Annotated in this window: 20 protein-coding genes and 1 other annotated feature; of the genes, 4 read left to right on the top strand and 16 right to left on the bottom strand. The window is 25.9% G+C overall.

Features of this window, described 5'->3' with window-relative positions; translation table 11 throughout:
• Nucleotides 1-3 precede the first annotated feature (3 nt).
• A complete protein-coding gene (locus JNUCC81_RS10380) occupies nucleotides 4-831 on the bottom strand; it encodes an NRAMP family divalent metal transporter (RefSeq protein WP_454093399.1) in 828 nt (275 codons plus the stop codon).
• Between the two features lie 43 nt (nucleotides 832-874).
• Between JNUCC81_RS10380 and JNUCC81_RS10385 the strand changes: the two genes are divergently transcribed.
• The gene (locus JNUCC81_RS10385) at nucleotides 875-1,177 is read left to right on the top strand and encodes a hypothetical protein (RefSeq protein WP_454093400.1); all 303 of its coding nucleotides are present in this window, start codon (nucleotides 875-877) and stop codon (nucleotides 1,175-1,177) included.
• A 163-nt stretch (nucleotides 1,178-1,340) separates the two neighbouring features.
• On the opposite strand, the gene JNUCC81_RS10390 is transcribed toward JNUCC81_RS10385, so the two are convergent.
• The 6 genes from JNUCC81_RS10390 to JNUCC81_RS10415 all read right to left on the bottom strand — a co-directional run bounded on the left by JNUCC81_RS10390 (nucleotide 1,341) and on the right by JNUCC81_RS10415 (nucleotide 5,296).
• Nucleotides 1,341-1,739: a hypothetical protein gene (locus tag JNUCC81_RS10390; protein WP_454093401.1), complete on the bottom strand. Its 399-nt coding sequence runs from the start codon at nucleotides 1,737-1,739 to the stop codon at nucleotides 1,341-1,343.
• Nucleotides 1,740-2,057: 318 nt separating this feature from the next.
• Nucleotides 2,058-3,440, bottom strand: a complete 1,383-nt coding sequence (locus JNUCC81_RS10395; protein WP_454093402.1) for a DUF4179 domain-containing protein — start codon at nucleotides 3,438-3,440, stop codon at nucleotides 2,058-2,060.
• A 3-nt stretch (nucleotides 3,441-3,443) separates the two neighbouring features.
• Complete coding sequence (locus JNUCC81_RS10400; protein WP_454093403.1) at nucleotides 3,444-3,971, bottom strand: RNA polymerase sigma factor; 528 nt, start codon at nucleotides 3,969-3,971, stop codon at nucleotides 3,444-3,446.
• Nucleotides 3,972-4,122: 151 nt separating this feature from the next.
• Nucleotides 4,123-4,641: a GrpB family protein gene (locus tag JNUCC81_RS10405; protein WP_454093404.1), complete on the bottom strand. Its 519-nt coding sequence runs from the start codon at nucleotides 4,639-4,641 to the stop codon at nucleotides 4,123-4,125.
• A gap of 90 nt (nucleotides 4,642-4,731) precedes the next feature.
• Nucleotides 4,732-4,938, bottom strand: a complete 207-nt coding sequence (locus JNUCC81_RS10410; protein WP_454093405.1) for a GNAT family N-acetyltransferase — start codon at nucleotides 4,936-4,938, stop codon at nucleotides 4,732-4,734.
• A gap of 4 nt (nucleotides 4,939-4,942) precedes the next feature.
• Entirely contained in the window at nucleotides 4,943-5,296 is a 354-nt protein-coding gene (locus JNUCC81_RS10415; RefSeq protein ID WP_454093406.1) for a GNAT family N-acetyltransferase, read from the bottom strand.
• A 191-nt stretch (nucleotides 5,297-5,487) separates the two neighbouring features.
• On the opposite strand from JNUCC81_RS10415, the gene JNUCC81_RS10420 reads away from it, so the two are divergent.
• Complete coding sequence (locus JNUCC81_RS10420) at nucleotides 5,488-6,384, top strand: DUF4179 domain-containing protein (RefSeq protein WP_454093407.1); 897 nt, start codon at nucleotides 5,488-5,490, stop codon at nucleotides 6,382-6,384.
• A 108-nt stretch (nucleotides 6,385-6,492) separates the two neighbouring features.
• Here the strand turns inward: JNUCC81_RS10420 and JNUCC81_RS10425 are convergent, their stop codons facing one another.
• The 5 genes from JNUCC81_RS10425 to JNUCC81_RS10445 form a co-directional block, all read right to left on the bottom strand.
• A complete protein-coding gene (locus JNUCC81_RS10425; RefSeq protein ID WP_454093408.1) occupies nucleotides 6,493-6,726 on the bottom strand; it encodes a hypothetical protein in 234 nt (77 codons plus the stop codon).
• A gap of 170 nt (nucleotides 6,727-6,896) precedes the next feature.
• Nucleotides 6,897-8,090: a WD40/YVTN/BNR-like repeat-containing protein gene (locus tag JNUCC81_RS10430; RefSeq protein WP_454093409.1), complete on the bottom strand. Its 1,194-nt coding sequence runs from the start codon at nucleotides 8,088-8,090 to the stop codon at nucleotides 6,897-6,899.
• A gap of 37 nt (nucleotides 8,091-8,127) precedes the next feature.
• The gene (locus JNUCC81_RS10435) at nucleotides 8,128-8,649 is read right to left on the bottom strand and encodes a YcxB family protein (protein ID WP_454093410.1); all 522 of its coding nucleotides are present in this window, start codon (nucleotides 8,647-8,649) and stop codon (nucleotides 8,128-8,130) included.
• A 594-nt stretch (nucleotides 8,650-9,243) separates the two neighbouring features.
• Nucleotides 9,244-10,659 carry a Na+/H+ antiporter NhaC gene (gene nhaC / locus JNUCC81_RS10440; protein ID WP_454093411.1) on the bottom strand — a complete coding sequence of 472 codons (1,416 nt, stop codon included), beginning with the start codon at nucleotides 10,657-10,659 and terminating at the stop codon, nucleotides 9,244-9,246.
• A 30-nt stretch (nucleotides 10,660-10,689) separates the two neighbouring features.
• Nucleotides 10,690-11,859: a MalY/PatB family protein gene (locus JNUCC81_RS10445; RefSeq protein WP_454093412.1), complete on the bottom strand. Its 1,170-nt coding sequence runs from the start codon at nucleotides 11,857-11,859 to the stop codon at nucleotides 10,690-10,692.
• A 72-nt stretch (nucleotides 11,860-11,931) separates the two neighbouring features.
• Nucleotides 11,932-12,172 (bottom strand) — a binding site (T-box leader).
• 392 nt (nucleotides 12,173-12,564) lie between these two features.
• Between JNUCC81_RS10445 and JNUCC81_RS10450 the strand changes: the two genes are divergently transcribed.
• Nucleotides 12,565-13,059, top strand: coding sequence for a GNAT family N-acetyltransferase (locus tag JNUCC81_RS10450; protein WP_454093413.1), 495 nt, complete (start codon nucleotides 12,565-12,567; stop codon nucleotides 13,057-13,059).
• Nucleotides 13,060-13,123: 64 nt separating this feature from the next.
• Here JNUCC81_RS10450 and JNUCC81_RS10455 read toward each other — a convergent pair whose 3' ends face one another.
• From JNUCC81_RS10455 to JNUCC81_RS10465, 3 genes are all read right to left on the bottom strand, one after another.
• Complete coding sequence (locus tag JNUCC81_RS10455) at nucleotides 13,124-14,428, bottom strand: S41 family peptidase (protein ID WP_454093414.1); 1,305 nt, start codon at nucleotides 14,426-14,428, stop codon at nucleotides 13,124-13,126.
• 70 nt (nucleotides 14,429-14,498) lie between these two features.
• Nucleotides 14,499-15,119, bottom strand: a complete 621-nt coding sequence (locus JNUCC81_RS10460) for a class I SAM-dependent methyltransferase (RefSeq protein ID WP_454093415.1) — start codon at nucleotides 15,117-15,119, stop codon at nucleotides 14,499-14,501.
• A gap of 9 nt (nucleotides 15,120-15,128) precedes the next feature.
• On the bottom strand, nucleotides 15,129-15,935 hold the full coding sequence (locus JNUCC81_RS10465) for a class I SAM-dependent methyltransferase (RefSeq protein WP_454093416.1): 807 nt from the start codon (nucleotides 15,933-15,935) through the stop codon (nucleotides 15,129-15,131).
• 191 nt (nucleotides 15,936-16,126) lie between these two features.
• Here JNUCC81_RS10465 and JNUCC81_RS10470 point away from each other — a divergent pair, with 191 nt between their 5' ends.
• Complete coding sequence (locus JNUCC81_RS10470; protein ID WP_454093417.1) at nucleotides 16,127-16,915, top strand: CPBP family intramembrane glutamic endopeptidase; 789 nt, start codon at nucleotides 16,127-16,129, stop codon at nucleotides 16,913-16,915.
• Nucleotides 16,916-16,981: 66 nt separating this feature from the next.
• Here the strand turns inward: JNUCC81_RS10470 and helD are convergent, their stop codons facing one another.
• On the bottom strand, nucleotides 16,982-19,228 hold the full coding sequence (gene helD / locus JNUCC81_RS10475) for an RNA polymerase recycling motor HelD (RefSeq protein ID WP_454093418.1): 2,247 nt from the start codon (nucleotides 19,226-19,228) through the stop codon (nucleotides 16,982-16,984).
• Nucleotides 19,229-19,468: the final 240 nt, after the last annotated feature.

Here is a 19,468-nt window from a genome sequence, read left to right on the forward strand (position 1 = left end):
CCCCTAAACAAATAACTTAGTAATATCTTTTAAAGAAATTATTCCACCAACAGCAGTTACTATAACTACTATTATTCCTAAAATAAGTAACCACTTGGGATGTTTATAATTTCCAACTATCGATTCTTTTTTAGAAGCTATTAATATAACTCCTAAAGTTATTGGCAGTATTAATCCATTTAAAGATCCTGCTAGAACTAATAGACTAGCAGGCTTTCCTACTAATGCCATTATTAAAGTAGATGCAAATATAAAAATGATTATAAATTTATTTTCATTTTTCTCTATAAATGGATGTAGAGTTTTTATAAATGAAACTGAAGTATAAGCTGCTCCTATTACAGAAGTAATGCTTGCACACCACAATACTAGCCCAAAGAATTTATATCCTATATTTCCTGCACCATACTTAAATGCTGATGCTGCTGGATTTTTGGGGTCTAGAGTAAGTCCTTTTGAAACAACTGCAAATATAGCCAAAAACAAAAATATTCTGACTATAGTAGCTACACTTATTCCTAAGATTGATGATTTAGTTATATCTTTTAAATTTTCTTCTCCAGTTATTCCTGCATCAATTAATCTGTGTCCACCTGCAAAAGTAATATATCCTCCAACACTTCCTCCTAAAAGAGTTATTATAGGAAATATTAAATTAGATGGATTTTCTGGTATAAAAGTTCCCTTTGCAACTGATACAATATCTGGCTTATTTATTACTGCAACATAACCTACTACTATGATAACTACAATAGCCAAAAGTCTTGTCAATTTATCTATAACTGGTCCTGACTCTTTTATTAAAAATATAGCTATTGATATATATATCATCAGCTGTTATATAAACTAAAAATGTCACTTGGGGGATTTCACGTTGCGTAATGAATTAAATGATTTAAATAAAAGATTGAAAGAATGGAAATGGCTTATACTTTTAATATTTTTAGTTATTACAGTTTCTAAAGATTTTATTATAGATATTATATGTAAAAGTACTTACAATATTATTATTTTTTCTATTATATTTTTATTTGGTGCTTATTTAGAATATTGTCTTATTAAAAATATCAAAAGTTCTAAAGATTTCGAATTTAAAATTCTAGAAAAAAATTTTATAATTACTTCTATTTTAATTTTTATTACAATGATTTACATTGCAGTTTTATTAACAATCTAGTTGTTAAAATATATTTCAATTTAAAATAACTCTATCTTAGTTTTTTGTAATGTTAAATATGCTAAGATAGAGTTATTTCATAATTTATTCACTTTAATTTGATTTGATCTGCCCTACAAATTTAGATTTATAAGGCTCTCATTATTTTAAAATTCATTTTCTTTTAATTGATTTTATACTTTCCTAATATAGTTTCACCATCATTACTATAAACTTTTATAGTATTTTTATAAAATGGATTCCATCTAAGTATTGATTCCTTATATTGCATAGCAAGTGCTTCTTCTGGGTTCTGTGGTTGATTTTTTTCATTATATAAATCCGACTTCTTTACATATCCTTTTACATTATTTAATCCTATAACTGCCATCAAATCAGGTTCAATAGTTTTTCCATCTTCGTCAATTATATAAGTTCCGTAAGTTTCTCCTTTTTTATTTATCTTAATTTCATTGACTGAGTATGTGTCTAATCCAATTTGAGGTCTAGTTAAATTCTCTATTCCCAAAAATGTCAATCCCCAAACAATTATTAACCCCCATATGTATCTTTTTCTCAACATTATTATTCCTCACTTATTCTAGCATTCCCTGTATTTAATTATAATAAAACCTACTTCCTAACATGTAATTATCATTTCAGAGTAAAATAGCCTAACTGATAAATTCTTATTTATCTATAATACTATACAAACAATCTTTACTTCACAATATATTTTACTTTAAAATGAATTAACTTTCAATATAGCGCTATATTATTTTGTGACTATAATAAGTAGTTCTTAAATAAATAAAAATAAAGGATATACTATTGCTCTACCCTTTATTTTTATTTATTATATTAGTACCTTTGATAATATTATTGAAATTATATAGTTATTTTAATTATTCTTTATTAAATCTATTTTTACTTGTTGGTCGTATCTTAATTTTAAGTCATTACCTGTAAATGTAGACACTTTCTTTATTTTTGATACATCATCAGAGTCTTTTTGAAGATAGTGTATAACAGTATATCTTCCTGTGTGTCTATCTAGTGATTCTTCTATCCTACTACTTATACTTATTTCATTTCCATTTTCATCAAAGAACCAAAAGTTTGGATAATAAGGAACTACTCCATCTTTGTAAAAAGTATACCTTATTTCCTTATCACTTATTTTTAAATCTTCTAATACTAGATTTCCATATTTACTAGTTTTAAATACTATCGGTAAATTATCAATGCTTTTAGGTTCTAGCATATGATTTTCTACACTATCATCAAACTCTATTGGTACTAATGTTAATGATTTTGTATCTTTATTAGCTTTTAAAAATTCATGTGATGCTGTAATCTCTCCATTTGCATTAGGTCCAAAACCACCTTTATCAACTACATCTAAAGATTTATTATTTTCATCAAATAATGCAAATGAATTACCTATCATAGGTCTCCAGTCTCCAAAGACTTTATTAGACTTTTCTTTTATATTTATTTTACTTGCAAAAGGTGATATACTTACCTTTTTAATATCTAATTTATGTTCTACATCTACTTTCTTGCCATTGTAGTCATAACTTAAATTTACATTCACTCTCTTATTTATATCATAATTGTAAGTATGTTCTTTAGAATCTGTTTTATCTGCACTAACTTTTATACTCCAATTACCTTCTTCTTTAAAGATCTCATTAACTTTAATTTCAATTTCTGAATTATCCTTTATATATTGATTACTTACATCAACTTTTCTCATTCCCTTTAATTCTTTATCAGATACAAAAGTTGCTTCATGTTCAACTAACCCATACGGTGTTATATTTTCACCATTCATAAATACATCTGGTATTGGATTTGCAACATATGGATCTTTATACGATTCATCTATATTTTTTATGTTTTCATTACTTTTTACAGTGTAAAAAATATTTATGTAATTATCATCAATAGATATATTATCAACTGTAAATTCTATATTTTTATCTTTCACACTTTTATTTACTACACTACCAAAGACAGTAAAGTCTTTTTCATCTGGTTTATATATAGAATTTTTATTATGATTAAAGTACTCTATAATATTTTCTATAGCAAATACTGTTGTAATAGTTAGCGCTGATATTGTTGCTACTAATATCGCTACTTTAAATGGTCTTTTCTTCTTAGATTTTGGGTTATCTATATTTTCTAAAATATCATTTATACTATTATCAACATTATCCGGTATTTCAAAAACTTCACTTTCTGCTAAATGTTTAATTTTTCTATCAAAGCTATCCATAAGTTATACCTCCTCTTTTAGTAAAACTTTTAACTTTTCTTTAGCTCTATATAATCTTGATTTTACAGTCCCCTCAGATATTTCTAGCACTTTGCTAATATCTTTTATACTCATATCTTCATAGTAAAATAAGACTATTACCGAACTAAATTCTTCACTTAAATCACCAACTATTTCTCTAAGGCTAGAATACCTTTTATCTGTATACACTAGATTTAAACTGTTTATATTATCAACTAACTCTAATCTAGAATTTTTTCTTATTAAGTTATAAGATTCATTTGAAACTATCCTCATTATCCAAGGTTTAAAGCTTTCTTTATCTCTTAACTTATCCTTATTTTTATAGGCTTTAAGTATTGCTTCACTTATAGCATCTTCTACTTCTGTATCATTTTTTAATATGCTTTTTGCAAATCTATATAAAGATACTTTATTATCCTGTATTAAATCTACAAACTCTTCTTTTGTTATTTCTTTCTTTTTTATATTTATTATTTTTCTACTAATATTGGCGCCAATACTAAACACTTCATCACCTCCTACATATATAAGACCATTTGCAATTGTCAAAGGTTCCCGAATTAATAAATTTTTACAATATAAAAATCCAAGCTATCTATAACTTGGATTTAAACTCATTTTAATCTATATATTATTTTATCATACTTATTTGTGCTTTTTATTTTTTCTGGTTATACCAGGCAACTGCATTTTTTTCTAATTCTTTTACAAATGAATCTTTTCCCAAGCAATATGATTCAATATCATATGAGTATTTATTTGCCAACTCTTGCTTTAATTCTCCATATTCATGTGCTTTTTCAGGGTGAGTTCTTAAATAATCTCTAACTGCAAGATGCCTTTTTATATTATGAGTATCACTTACCTCAAATATATGTATATGATGTGTTCTATTTTCTAAACCTTTTCTAAAGAATCGTCTACCTTTGATTCCATACTCCCCCATAGGCTCATATCCTAAGTTTTCAAATTCATGATTATACTTATCTACTTTTTCAATATTATTTACAACTGGCATAATATCAATGATATGTTTAGCCTTTAAATTTTTAACTGAAGTACTTCCAATATGATGAATTTCTACTAATTCATCTTTAAGTATTTCTTTTATACTATCTGCTTCTTTTTGAAATAAAAAAGGCCACTCTGGATTGTAATCAACTACTACTATATTCATATTTACTCCCCCTTTTTATTATTTTATAACTCATAAATATTTTAAATCTACTTACTATATTTGTATATTAAAAAGTAACTAATTTACTAATTATAAGTCTAGTTTTATATTAATCCAATCTTTTTTTAGTAAATCCATATAAATCACATTACTAAATTCTCCATATCTACTATCAAAATATGCTTCTCTTATTACACCAATTTTTTTGAATCCAAATTTTTCGTATAAGCTTTGCGCTCTTTTATTATCTTCCATAGTAGTTAATTCAATTTTATTTAAGTTTAGAAATTTAAACATAAAATCAATAAAATGGATATAATGAATCCTTCCCCTTTCCATTTCCTTGTTCATCTAATTCACAAATTTTTATACCTAATTCAGCCTTTTGATTTCTAGCATCATAATCACAGTAATTAACTTCCCCAATAGGTTTTAAATCTTCTTTATTACAGACGATAAATCTTTTACTTATTGGAAATAGTTGACTGCATTCAAATTCATTAATAATACTCTTTTTTATACTCTCTTTACTTTGGAGTACTCCAAATTTATGTGTTGCATGTTCCATTAACTTTCCGTTATTCCACCAATTATATAGATGGTCCTCATCTCCAATTTGTAGTGGCCTTACTATTATGTTTTTTCCCTCTATCATATTGTATTTCCCCTTTTAAACTTATAGTTTATTTAAATATTAATATATAAATTGTCTATATGCTAGCAATAAAATATATTCTTCTAGACTATTTGTTCTACTTAAAATATCATAAAGTGATGGTATTTTATAAAAAATATTATAATAGTAATCTACATAAGAAAACTAAAATAAAAAAATGTATCACAACTTTGAATTCTTCTTTAGCAAATGAAATACCTAACTTAGATGGCTTTTTTGAAAATATGAGTTTTACTATGAAAGAAAAAGATAAATATACTACATATGCACAAGGAGTTAACTTAACTAAAACTGTAAATGGTGTAAGTGTAACTATTAATGAAATAGTCTGTGATGGACATAAAATATATTTTACTTATACTATAAAATCAAAAAATAAATTACCTCGTCAAAGAGAAGAAGGCTTTTCTAAAGACCGTTTACTATTAGATATGAAAGTAAATGTAAAAAATGGAACTGCAACTGAAGTTGGAGGTTCAACAAAGGGCTATTTAGATGATTCTACGTATGAAGGAATGACTACGTATGACTTAACATTTAAGGGTAAAAAAGCACCTAAAGTAATAAATTTAAATCTTTTAATAAATAATATCTATACAAATAAACCTTATTCTGAAACAGTATCTGAAAATATAGAAGGTCCTTTCAACTTTAAATTAAAAGTTTCACCTAATACATGGAGCAAAGTTATAAATGTAAATGAAACAAAAAATGGATTTACAGTTGACTCATTAGAAGTAAGCCCTTATAGTGTAACTGTTAATGTGCGATTCCCAAAGGAATTTATACTAGATAATGATAAATTCAAAGATCCATATATAAAGTTAGAATACATGTATGCCTCAGGTTTTGGTGGTAAAAGCTATGAAGATGATATAAATACTAAGGAATATAAGATAAAAAATGGTATGGTTTATGATAGTATCGTAACCGATAATCATTATGGAATAGGATATTATAATACAACTCAGTATATAATAGTTAAATTTTTAGATTTAAAAGATAAATCAGAAGATAATATTACTGAGTTTAAAGTTTATATAAATAACGATAATACTAATAATTAAATACTCTCTTTAAGAACGGCATTTAATTATTAAGTTGATATGTGAATAAAAGTAGATAAAACTTGTTATATTACTAATTAAGCCAGCAAATATTTTGCTGGCTTATATTTACTTATCTTTCAAGTTAGTATTTCTTATTATCAATTTTAAAGAATAATATACAGTTAAAATTACGCCTATAGATGATAATACGTTGCTACAAGTTAGAAGAATTTCTCCTATTCTATATAGTCCAAATTGATAAAGTCCACCTACTAGTGCATCTTGAAATATTGGTGCTGAAAGTAGCGCAATAATAACGCTACCTAAAATACAATATACTAATTTAATATCATTTCCCAAAATAACACCCCTCTAAATCTTAATTTATTTAATAATTAGTTATCATTATATAACAACTGTTCATTTCTATATAGTTTATATATATACTTATATTATAACCTAAGAGCAATAATAATATATTAAACGTCAACAATAGCCTTTTATTGAAATTAAGAGTTATTTTTTATAATCTATTCATTAATATTAGAACTATATTCCCATGTCTTACCTTTATCATCACTTACAAAATAAATAGTTTTATTATTATCTCTAAGCTTAACAGGTAAAACCCCTTTACCATTTTTAAACTTAGGTGTAAGAGGTGTTGCATAATCAGAGACATATTCATAAGGAAGATGTATCTCTAACTTTTCCCAAGTAACTCCAGCATTATCAGTTCTATATACTGTAGGATTATTTTCACTTTCATATCTAAATCCAATAAATCCTATCTTATCATCTAAAAATCCAATTCCTGTAACTACACGAGAATAAACTTCATTGGTATTACCTATTTCATTCCATGATTTTCCCCCATCTTTAGTTACGTATATATAATTATACTGCTTACCCATAGCTGTATCAGTAGTCATTGCACAATATCCTACATCATTTGAGCTAAATCCTATAAATAACTCTCCACCTTGATATGAATTTTCTAAAGTTACTTTATTCCAAGATTTGCCTTTGTCATCGCTAATAGTTATTAATATATCTGATTCATTTGTAGATATAAATGCTGTTTTCTTATGTGATACATAATAAGTATTTTCCTTTAGGTACATATTATTCTTATCCTTTGAACAATTTGATAGTGCATATTCATTTGGAATAGGCACATCTACCCAAATTTTCTTTTTGTCATAGCTTAATTTTATGCCATCCCACTCTATTGAGTAATATATCCCTGCTACTTTTTTAAACTCTAATGAATCTAGTTCTTCTTTTGTTTTATTTAATAATTCCTTGTCTTTATCTTTATTTGAGTAATTTACTGATTTTAATCCGTCTATAGTAACGCTATTACCTTCATCAATTACCTTATACTCATCCTTATCCATTTTTTTAATTCTTATTGTACGTTCTGTTGAAGTGTAGTCCTTCTCACCATTTACATCAATGTCAATTTCAAAATATACTTGCCCTACAAACTCATTTTTATCTCCTGCTATTATTTTTGTTTCTGTGGCTTTATATGTAGCATTCATATTATCTTTAGCATAAGATTCTTTGCCTTCTTTTACGTATTCTTCAAAGAATTTATTAGTAATATCAATTAGTTTATTCATTTGACTCTTTTTGTAATTAGAATATAAAGGAATTGATACTAATATTACAGCAAATATAATTAACCCAATTATTATAAATTTTTTCTTATTATTCATTTTTACATCCTCTTATCTAAAATTTTCCTTTCTTAAGTTAAACTTTTTTAATTAATTTAAGAAATTCATTTTTCTCTGACTCACTATTAAATGCACTACATGGTATTATGTATACAGGATTTAATTTTTGAATATATAAAATAATTCTTCCATCTTTCTCATCCACATTATCAATAGCTTTAGTTTTATATTCTGAGTAACTTTTTTCACTTTTACATATAAGATTCCCATCGGAAATTTCAAGTGATTTTTCTCCTAACATTGATGGGTTTAACTCTATAAGTTTATCTAATGTATTACTTACACTTTTTTTAATGATTTTTTTTAGTAAAAAATGAAATATTGTATAAATAATAATTAGTATTACTATTACACTAATATATGGTTTGTTATCTATATTATAAAATGTAGACATTTCATATAGAAAATAAAAAAATAGTCCCATAAGAATAAGCATTCCAAAACCCATCTGTATTGATTTTACTAATAGAGAGCTTTTATACAAACTTTCATATCCCTTTTCATAATCTTCACGTGTATTTTCATAATTTATAACCATTGTCTTCTCTCCCTATATTTTTTTAGATAATTTACATCTAATATTTTTGATATCTATATTTTATAGACTAAATATAGATTTATGTTTTTTGATATTATTTATTCAGCTACTTTATAGATACCTTTTATTATTAGACCTTTATTTTATATAAAACGTTTTAAAAAATTTATTTTTTATTTATAAATTTTAAAAATAAAAACTGGGCATAGGTAGGTTTCCCCTACTCATACCCAGTTTTATTTTATCTATCTTTATATAAGCACATATTTAACTGCTTAATTTATTATGTTTTAGTGTAATAATAGCAGAAGTAATAATTAGAATTATACTTAAAATCCACGGTTTAAGTTCAAAATTATTAAATAATAGATTAGCTCCTGCTAGTATAAATAAACTGTACTTAATTAAAAATAATATTGAGTTTTTTGAAAAACTTTTTATATAAATTATTCTTAAGCATAAATAGACCATTCTAATACCTAAAAAACATAATAAAACTCCTAAAAAATCTTGTATTAAATAATAATAATGAAATTCCATATAAAATTACTCCTTATCTTACAACACTTAAAAATAACATATACTTACACTATTTTAGATAGCTGTATTTTTTAATTCTTGTTCTTCATAAGTTTTCATTGTAATTCCAGTAACACCGTATATAAATGATATTATTGGAGTTATCCAATTTAAGAAACAATATGGTATAAACTCAAATGGGCTAACTCCCAACGTCTGGCTAGTAAATATTGCATTAGAGTTCCATGGTATTAACGCTCCACCTAGTGTAGCCGTATCTTCTATTATTCTAGATAAGTTTTCTGGTTTTAATTTAAATTCTTTATATAAAGGAGACATTACAGTTCCAACAAATACAGATGTAAACATCATAGAAGAACTAAAAGCATTCGCAAAATAACTTGCAACAAATGTAGATCCAACTAACTTAGCTCTAGAATTACCAATTCTATCTATCATAGGTTTTAATAACACTTCTAAGAATCCTGTTTTTTGTAGTATTCCAGCTACTATAAAGACTATAAATACTAATAGTACCGTTTCAGCCATACTCATTATTCCCCCACGATTTAATAACTTATCTGCATAAGTAATTCCAGTTTCTATAGAGTAACCATTAAGAGCATAGTTTAATAAATCTCCAACTTTTTGACCTTCTTGAACTACTGCTATAAAACCTCCAAGAGCAGCAGATGATAATATAGAAACTATAGGTGGTTTTTGAAGTAATAATAATACAAGTAAAAATATTATAGGAATTAAAGATACAAATCCAATATTAAATGTAGAACTTAATACTTCTTTTATTTGATTTATTTGATTATAATCTATGGAATTGTTAGCATATTTTAATCCTATAACTGTATATAAAACTATACATATTAGATAAGCTGGAACAGTTGTAAACATCATATGCTTCATATGTGTCATTACATCAGTTTTACAAATAGCAGCAGCTAGATTTGTAGAGTCTGATAATGGAGACATCTTATCTCCAAAGAATGCACCAGATATTATAGCACCAGCTGTAAGACCAGCAGGAATTCCCATACTATTACCAATGCTCATTAATGCTATACCAGAAGTTCCTAAAGTACCCCAAGAAGTTCCTGTAGCTAATGATGTAAGAGAACATAATATTAATGCTGTAAGTAAAAAGTACTTAGGCGTTATTATTGTAAGACCACTATAAACTATTGTTGGTATTGTACCACCAGCAATCCAAGTAGCAATTAAAACTCCAACAGAAAGTATAATTATATTAGATTGGAAAGCACTCTTTCCAACTTCAAATCCAAATTCTTCTATTTCACTGTTAGTGTATCCTAATCTCATAGCAGCAGGCACTACTATTAACCAAGATAATAAAAACATTGTAGTTATAGATGCTTTAAATACAACCATACCAACTGTAGTTAAAGTTATAATAGCAATCATTACTAACATTGCAAATTTAAATGTAGGTTTTCTTTTTTCTATATTTTCACTCATGATTTTATTTCCTTTCGATTTTTAATATATTTATTTTAAAATAGCTTTTTTAATTCTTTCTAAAGCTTCTTTAACCATTGATCTAGGGCAAGCTAGATTTATTCTTTGGTAATTGTAACCTCCAACTCCAAAAGATGAACCATTGTTTAAAGCAACCTTACCTTTTTCAACTAAAACTTTATTAAGTTCATTCTCGTTTAATCCTAATTCACTAAAGTCTACCCATAATAAATAAGTTCCTTCAGGTTTTTTAACTTTAAGAGAAGGCATATTATCTTTGATGTATTTTATAGCAAAGTCCATATTTCCCTCTAAGTATTCAAGTAGTTCTTCTAGCCAATCTTCACCATGATTGTATGCAGCTTCTGTTACAACTAAACTAAATGCATTGTTTCTTCTTATATCAATTCTAGCAAATGCAAAATCTAATGCTTTATAATCATCTTTATTCGGAAGTATTACATATGACATTTGTAAACCTGCTATATTAAATGTCTTAGTAGGTGCCATACAAGTAATACTATTTTGAGCAAATTCTTCACTTATTGAAGCAAAAGGTGTATGATTATAACCTTTAAAAATTATATCGCTGTGTATTTCATCTGAAATAACTTTTACATTATGCTTAATACAAATATCACCTAATCTTTTTAGTTCTTCTTTTGTCCAAACCCTTCCAACTGGATTGTGAGGATTGCAAAGGATAAATAATTTAACATCTTTGATTTTAGACTCGATATCTTCATAGTCCATAACATAACTTCCATCTTCTAATTTTTTTAACGGGCTTATAACTAGTTCTCTTTCGTTATCCTTTACAACACTATTAAAAGGACTATATACAGGTTCTTGAATCATTACTTTGTCGTTTTTACTAGTCATTTCTTGAATTATTAAACTTATAGTTGGTATAACACCAGGGCTATAAATTAACCATTCACTTTTTATATTCCAGTTAAATCTTTTTAAAATCCAATTTACAATTGACTCATTATAAGAATTTGGTCTAGTTGTATAACCATAAATTCCTTGTTCTAATCTTTCTCTAAGGGCATCTATTACACAAGGTGCTGTTTTAAAATCCATATCAGCAACCCACATAGGTAAAATTTCATTAGTCCCATATTTTTTATCCATCTCTGACCATTTTGCTGAAAAGTTATTACTTCTGTCTATTACCTCATTAAATTTATATTTCATAAGTCTATTACCTCCTATATCATCAACTTTAAAATTAGTTTTTTAAATACAAAAAAACCCCGTCTCTAATTTAATAGAGACGAGGTATACTCGCGGTTCCACTCTAATTTAGATATAAAAAATATATCTACGCTCGAAAATTCCAGCACTAACATGCCTAATCACTATAACGGGTGATCCCGGAGAACTCTACTGTTAATTCGAGCTTCTGCTCCAAAGTGCACTTCACATTTCTTCTAAATAGAAAACTCTCACCAATGTTTTCCTCTCTGTGATTTTCCAAAACGCTACTTTACTTTTTCAATGCATTTATAACATACTAATTTGGTATGAATTTATATAAATAATAATATGATATATTTTAAAAGTCAATCATTTTTTAAATATTTTTTTAATGAAAAATTTAATTAAGTTACTCTGATTGTTATATAACCATGGTATTTCAACGACTACATTAGAAAATACGATATAAAAAATAATACTTAGAATTCATCAAAATTATTTTTAACTAATTATAAATCTATTATAATTTTTATAAGCTAATATTAAAATACATGAAAAATTATATTTTAAATTAATCTCTAGGTTTTTATCATAATTTTAAAATATATTTTTAGAGCATAGTAATTACTTTGTAATGAGTACTTTCATTTAATTACTATGTCTACTATACTTTTAATATATTATTTAAAAGGGGATTATTTAATGAATATATGGGAAAGTAATAGATTAATTTTAAGAACTTGGGCAATATCTGACTTAGATGATTTACATGAAATTATGTCTAACAAATCAGTTGCACATCTAGCTGGATTTAATGCAAGGACTAATTTGAATGATAGCTTTGAAACTTTAAAAAAATTTGTCAAAGAGCCAGCAAATTCAATATGGGCAATTGAACTTAAAGAAATAAGTAAAGTAATAGGATGGATTGAACTGCATGAACCAGTAGAAGGAATATGTGAAGGTTCCAAAGAAATAGGGTTTGTTTTATCTCAAGCCTATTGGGGTCAAGGATTTATGCCTGAAGCAATTAAAATACTTCTTATTTTCGCATTTAATAAAGAAAAGCTAGATTGTGTTATATGTTCTCATTTTGAAAATAATATTCAGTCTAAAAAAGTAATTGAAAAGTGTGGATTTGAGTACAATATTAAACATAACGATAAGATTTATTATAGCTTGAAAAATACAAGATAAAATATATAAATAAATTAAGTATCATAGAAATCAAAGTCTATGATACTTAATTATATCTATGAAACTATTTTAAATTTTTTATATAATCATAACAATCGTCTATTCCATCTAAATAATTTTCATAATTCTGATTTATCTCTATATCTGGTTTAATTCCTCCAACATGCCCTTCTTTATAATTTCTACTGCTACTAGGATGTTTAATAATTAGCTTAGAATTTGGTAATGTTATAAACTCACCTTCAGTACCAAACATATTTACATTTCCACCTGTTTCCTCACCAACTACAGTTGCACCTAATTCACTTTGTAATTTAAATGCTAAAATCACAGCTGCTGAACCTGTTTTTTTACCTGTTACAACAAATATATCTTCACCTTTTAAATTAATTTTATATTTTAATTCATGTATAAGAAAATCAACAAGTGACAACTTTCCTCCTAGATTATCTCTTAAATCTATAACAAGCTTTTCAAATTTATTATTATTTATCTTATCTATAAGTTTATAGTGAAAGTCATAGTAATTTGGGTAATTAGATGCATTTTCTTTATCAATATTAGGTCCTTGGTTTGTAAAAATTTTATTATATTTAAAATATAGCAAATTATCTTCCTTAAACTCTTTAAACCAGTAAAAATCATTTTGTTCCTTTATTTTTTCACTTATTTTAGATTTTTTATTATTTAGGTTTATATAATTTACGTCTTCATTTTTTATAGCTTTTACTATTATTTCTTCTTTTTTATCATTTTCAAATACATATTGCGCTTCATCACTATCAACTATTTCTAAAAATTTTAGGTATTCATATGTTGGCATATACTCTTTTGCTCTTTCCTTTGCAAATTGATCATTATCGTAACTCATAATAGTTGAAACCTTTTTTATTACTTCATCTGTAGGTATACCATTTATAGATAATAATTTATATCCTAATACATCTTTATACTGGCTATCACACTTTATAGCCCTTAATCCATCATCAAAGTATTCAAATCTAATTGGAAATTCAAAAATTTCCCCAATAGTTATTTTTTCCTTACCTATAGGTGTTAGTAAATTTAATATATCTGTGCTTGTGTGCCCATCATTTATTGAGGATATAATCTGTGCTATTCTTAAAGAAATGCTAATATCTGATAGTCTTTTGACCTCTGATTTGAGTTTTCTTAGATTTTTATTCCATGTTTCCTCTGTGATGTATCTAAATAAATCCGGATGTCTTAGCCTTATATTTTCATCCATATAGTCTATGTCTCCTATCCATTTTTTATTTTCTAGTGTTTTCTCTCTACCAATGGATGTGCTACATCCAGATAAAATAATTGCTGAGAATATAAAAATAATTATTATTATTTTTTTCATAAATATCCTCCACATAACTCTTTTAATTACTAATCTTTAGTCATAAAATAAAGTATTTACTCTAAAAATTCTAATGGATTTCTAAAATTCCTGCACATGAAGAAATTTGTGTATATGTTGAATGAATGCCTTTATTAAATAATTGTGGTACAATTTTTTCTTCAACCATGTATATTTCATCTTCATCCCATTTATTGCTATTTATATCTTTGCAATTAATTAATTCATCTTCTGTCTTAAATGCAATATCAGCAATTATTATTTTACCATTTTCATTTAATAAATCTTTTAACTTACTTACAAACTCAACTTTTTTATCATTATCCAAATGATGAATTGCATAAGAGGATATAATATAATCAAATCTTTCTTTTTCTAGTTGAGAAGGTATACCTAAGCTAAAATCCCATTTTATAAATTTTCCATTAGGCATTTTTTTCTGTGCAATATCAATCATACCTTGTGAAAAATCTATACCGTAAATATTTGCTCCATCTGAATATAATTTATTTGTTAGTAATCCAGTTCCAAACCCTATATCAAATAATTTAATGTCTTCTTTACTTTTAATTAAATTGTATACATAATTTAACACATTATAATATCCATCAAATGGATATTCATTAGAACTTTTTTCAACACTTTCATCATACTCTTTTGACCATATGTCAAACCCTTTGTTATCTAGCATTTTATCCCCTCACTTTTTAAGTTTACTCCCTATGTATAAGCCGTGCATGCTATATCCTATAATACTTCTATCTTCACAAGTATCTAAATGATATTTAATCCATAAATTAAACTCATTATCATCAAATCGATTAACTTCATTTCTAAGTAAATCAGATACTCCATCAGTACCTAAATGATGCAACTTTTCCATTGAATTAGAGCTCATTAGAGCTTCAATTTCATCATAATTTGAAAAATAAAATACATCTCTTGAATCCCCAAATTCACAACCATGTTCTACTACTCTTTTAAGTTCTATATCATTTACATTATCTTTGCTTCGGTTCACCATCTTTATAAATTGAGAAAGTCTATTCGTATATGATACAGCTAATATACCTTTAGGTTTTAATATTCTTACACACTCTTTTATGCAAGTATCTCTATCCTGTTTGCTTGTAAGATGATACAAAGGTCCTAAACACAAAATTACATCAAATGTATTATCATTAAACATACTTAAATCTAATACATTTCCTTGAAGTATCTCTATATTACTGTCACTAGAACTAGATTTATTTTTCATTATTTCTATATGCTTTTCACATAACTCTAAAGCTGTTACATTAATCCCTTTTTCGCTATAGTAAAAAGAATATCTACCAGTACCTGCTCCAACTTCTAATATCTTGTTATCATTTTTAATATACTTATCTAAATAATTAACTGTTGTAATAAACTCAACATTATGAGCCTTATCTTTTATTAATCTGCTATCTTCATCGTAGTCTTCGTAATACTTATTTAATTCTTCAAAAATATTTATAACTACCACTAGCCTTTTAATTTATTAATTAAATAATAGTATATAATATAGTATTTATGCTATAAAAATAAGATGTTAATTATTCAATATCTTTTGAAAACATTTCAATTTAACATAATTAAAAATAGTTGCACATCTTTTATAGTTGTTATATATTATATATAACAACTATAAAAATAAATTCTAAAGGGGATATGAGTATGTTGGATAAAAAAATATTAAATAAAAATGACTTAAAAGTAAGTTTTATATTTATGATTTTTGCAGGATTAGGGGGGTTATTGACAGGATTATATCAACTTCCACTTTTAAGCCCTGAGCAACTTCAGGGAATGTCTAAGGAAATTTTCATAAGTATATTTACAATTCAAAGTGCCATATTATATGGACTTATTTTAGGATTCTTAGGATTAAAACTATCTAGAGCAACAAACTTAAACAAAGGCTTATTACAAACTATATTCACTGAGAAAAAGTATAAATTTAACTTAGGTAGTGCTAAACTAGCAATATTATTTGGATTTATAAATGCAGCAGTAATCACTTTATCTGAAAAGTTCGTATTTGCTAAATTAATTCCAGAGATAGCTAACTCAACTTCTACATTTTCACCTTTATATTTATTATCTGGAATAGTGTATGGTGGGATAGTTGAAGAAATCATGCTAAGATTATTCTTTATGTCACTAGTTACTTTTATATTATATAAAATATTTGCAAGAAAAAAAGATAAGCAAGATATCCCACAAAGTTTTTACTGGATTTCTATAATAATATCAAGTTTAGTATTTGGACTAGGGCATTTACCTGCAGCTTATTTAAGCTTTAATGTAACGTCTATTGTACTTTTTAGAATTATATTTATGAATGCTTTTGCAGGAATATTATTTGGATATGTATATTGGAAAAAAGGCTTGGAGTATTCTATTATATCTCATATGTTTTCGCATATATTTATGCAATTATTATTTTTACCTATACTATTTTAAATTAAAAATGACCTATTTAAAACTGTACATAAAAATATGTTTTCATGTACAGTTTTTATTATATTCTCAATATTTATAGTTTAATAAAGAAGTAACTTCTCCTAAATAATATATATTTAACACATGAAGGGCTCTTGTTAGGCAAGTGTAAAATAGTAATCTTTCATCTTCACTGTTATAATTTTTATTACTTGCATCATAAATAAGAACTACGTCAAATTCAAGACCTTTAGCTAGATATGAAGGTATCACTAATACACCATTTTTATAATCATCATCATCTTTTGTTATAGATACTACATCAATATCATTTTCTTTTAACAAGCTATATACACCTTTAGCTTCACGTGCGGTTTTTGTAATAATAGCAACAGATTTATAATTCTTTTCCTTGTAAGTTTTTATATCTTCAATAAGCTTTTTATTCATATAATATTTATCTGTAAAACCAATAACATTAGGCTCTTCACCATGTCTTTCAACATATTCATCACTTACATTTTCATTTAAAATATTTCTTGAAAATTTAGTAATTTCCATTGTTGAACGATAACTTTTTGTTAGGTTTATTATGCAAGTATCATCCTTTGATATATTATAAATATTATTATAATTTCCAACATTCATAAATGGATTAATTGATTGATTTATATCTCCTAATATAGTCATATTGGCAGATTTAAAAAGCTGATAAAATATTTCATATTGTAGTGGTGTGTAGTCTTGTGCCTCATCTATAATCACATACTTAATTTGTGACGTATTTAAGATATCCCCAAGTGCCCCTTTTAAGTATAAAAATGCAACCTGATCTTCATAATAAATAATCTTTGCATTTAAGTTATCTATTGTATAAGTCTTTATATGGTCTATAAAATTCTTATCATATTCAATATTTATTTTATTTGAAATTGTACTTAAATTCTTAAATAGATCTTTATAAATCTCAATTAAATTAAACTCTGTCATTTTTGAAATTTTATCATAAGTGTCCTTTAGATTTTGCTTTACAATAGAAGTGCTTTTCTCCACCATTTCTTCTTTATCTATAAACTCTCCAGATTCATCAAGTTCTTGATATAATTCATCAATCCAAGCTTTTTCATATGGCTCAACAATAAACATTATTCTTGATTTTATTTTTTGAAGTCTTCTCTTAACTGGTAAATTTGAATAATCATTTATAAATAGATTTTGTATATCTTTTGATGAAATTATTAATTTACCTTTTACAATAATATCTTCAAAATCTCTAGATATTGTTTCTAAGTCATTTATATATTGTTTTAGAATATTCATAAACTCTAATGATGTTTTAAACTTTATATTTTTAATCCTATCTTGATATGTTAATTTTTCATTAGAATCAAGTATATATTCCATCATTTGAGAAGAAGTCTCTTTTTTAAATTCGTTACCTAACTCTTTATGCATGTAATCTTTAAATGTTGTTTGATACATATTATCCTCACCAAGTTGAGGTAATACATTTGAAATATAGTCATTAAAAATATTATTTGGAGAAAATATTATTATATTTTGAGGTGTTATCCTATTTTTATGTTTATATAGTAAATATGCAATTCTATGAAGTGCTACAGAAGTTTTACCACTTCCAGCGGCTCCTTGAACAATTAAATGCTTACAATCTTCATTACGAATTACTTGATTTTGCTCTCTTTGAATAGTTGTAACTATACCTTTCATTTTATCATCAGAGTTTTTACTCAAAATTTCTTGTAGCATTTCATCATCAATACTTAGGTTACTGTCAAACATATACTCAATTTTTTCGTTGTTGATTTTATATTGTCGTTTACCAGTAATTTCTCCAGAGATTCTACCTTCTGGACATTCATAGCTTGCAAGGCCTATTTCATAGTCATAAAACATACTCGAAATAGACGCTCTCCAGTCATACACAAGAAAATCATAATCTTCATCAATAAGATTTGATAACCCAATATAACACTTTTGAGTAAAATCTTCATTTTCTTCAACAAAGTCAATTCGACCAAAATAAGGAGATTCGAGCATTTTTTCATACTTTGCTTCAAGTTTTTTAGTAAATTCATGGCTTCTTTTCTGATTTTTCATAGTATCCATAAATGACATGAAGTCTGAAAGTTGGTCTAATCCATTTTCTATAGAAATAGATCCTAAGTCATTCCATAGTTCTCTTTGTGTTTCTCGAGCCTCTTTTTCTAACTTATCTTTAGCATTACGTTTTTCATCAAGTTGTCTTTTAGCTTCTTTAAGAACTTTTTGCAACCACTCATTTTCGAGATTCCATTCATAATTATTTAGACTCATAGTATATCCTCCTTTATTATATAAATTAACTTGTTTAATTCACTCTATCAATTATATAGAAATGGAGATATATTCCTAGTCTTAAAAAAAGAATCTATTTATGGTATAATTACAGTGGGAGAGAAATAATACATTTTTTATTGAACACTAAAAGCAGGAGCATATGCTCCTGCTTATATCTATTACTATTATATACACTAAGTTCTATATAATTTATTAGATAGATTGTACTTTTATTAA

Source organism: Faecalimicrobium sp. JNUCC 81, from assembly GCF_053667625.1.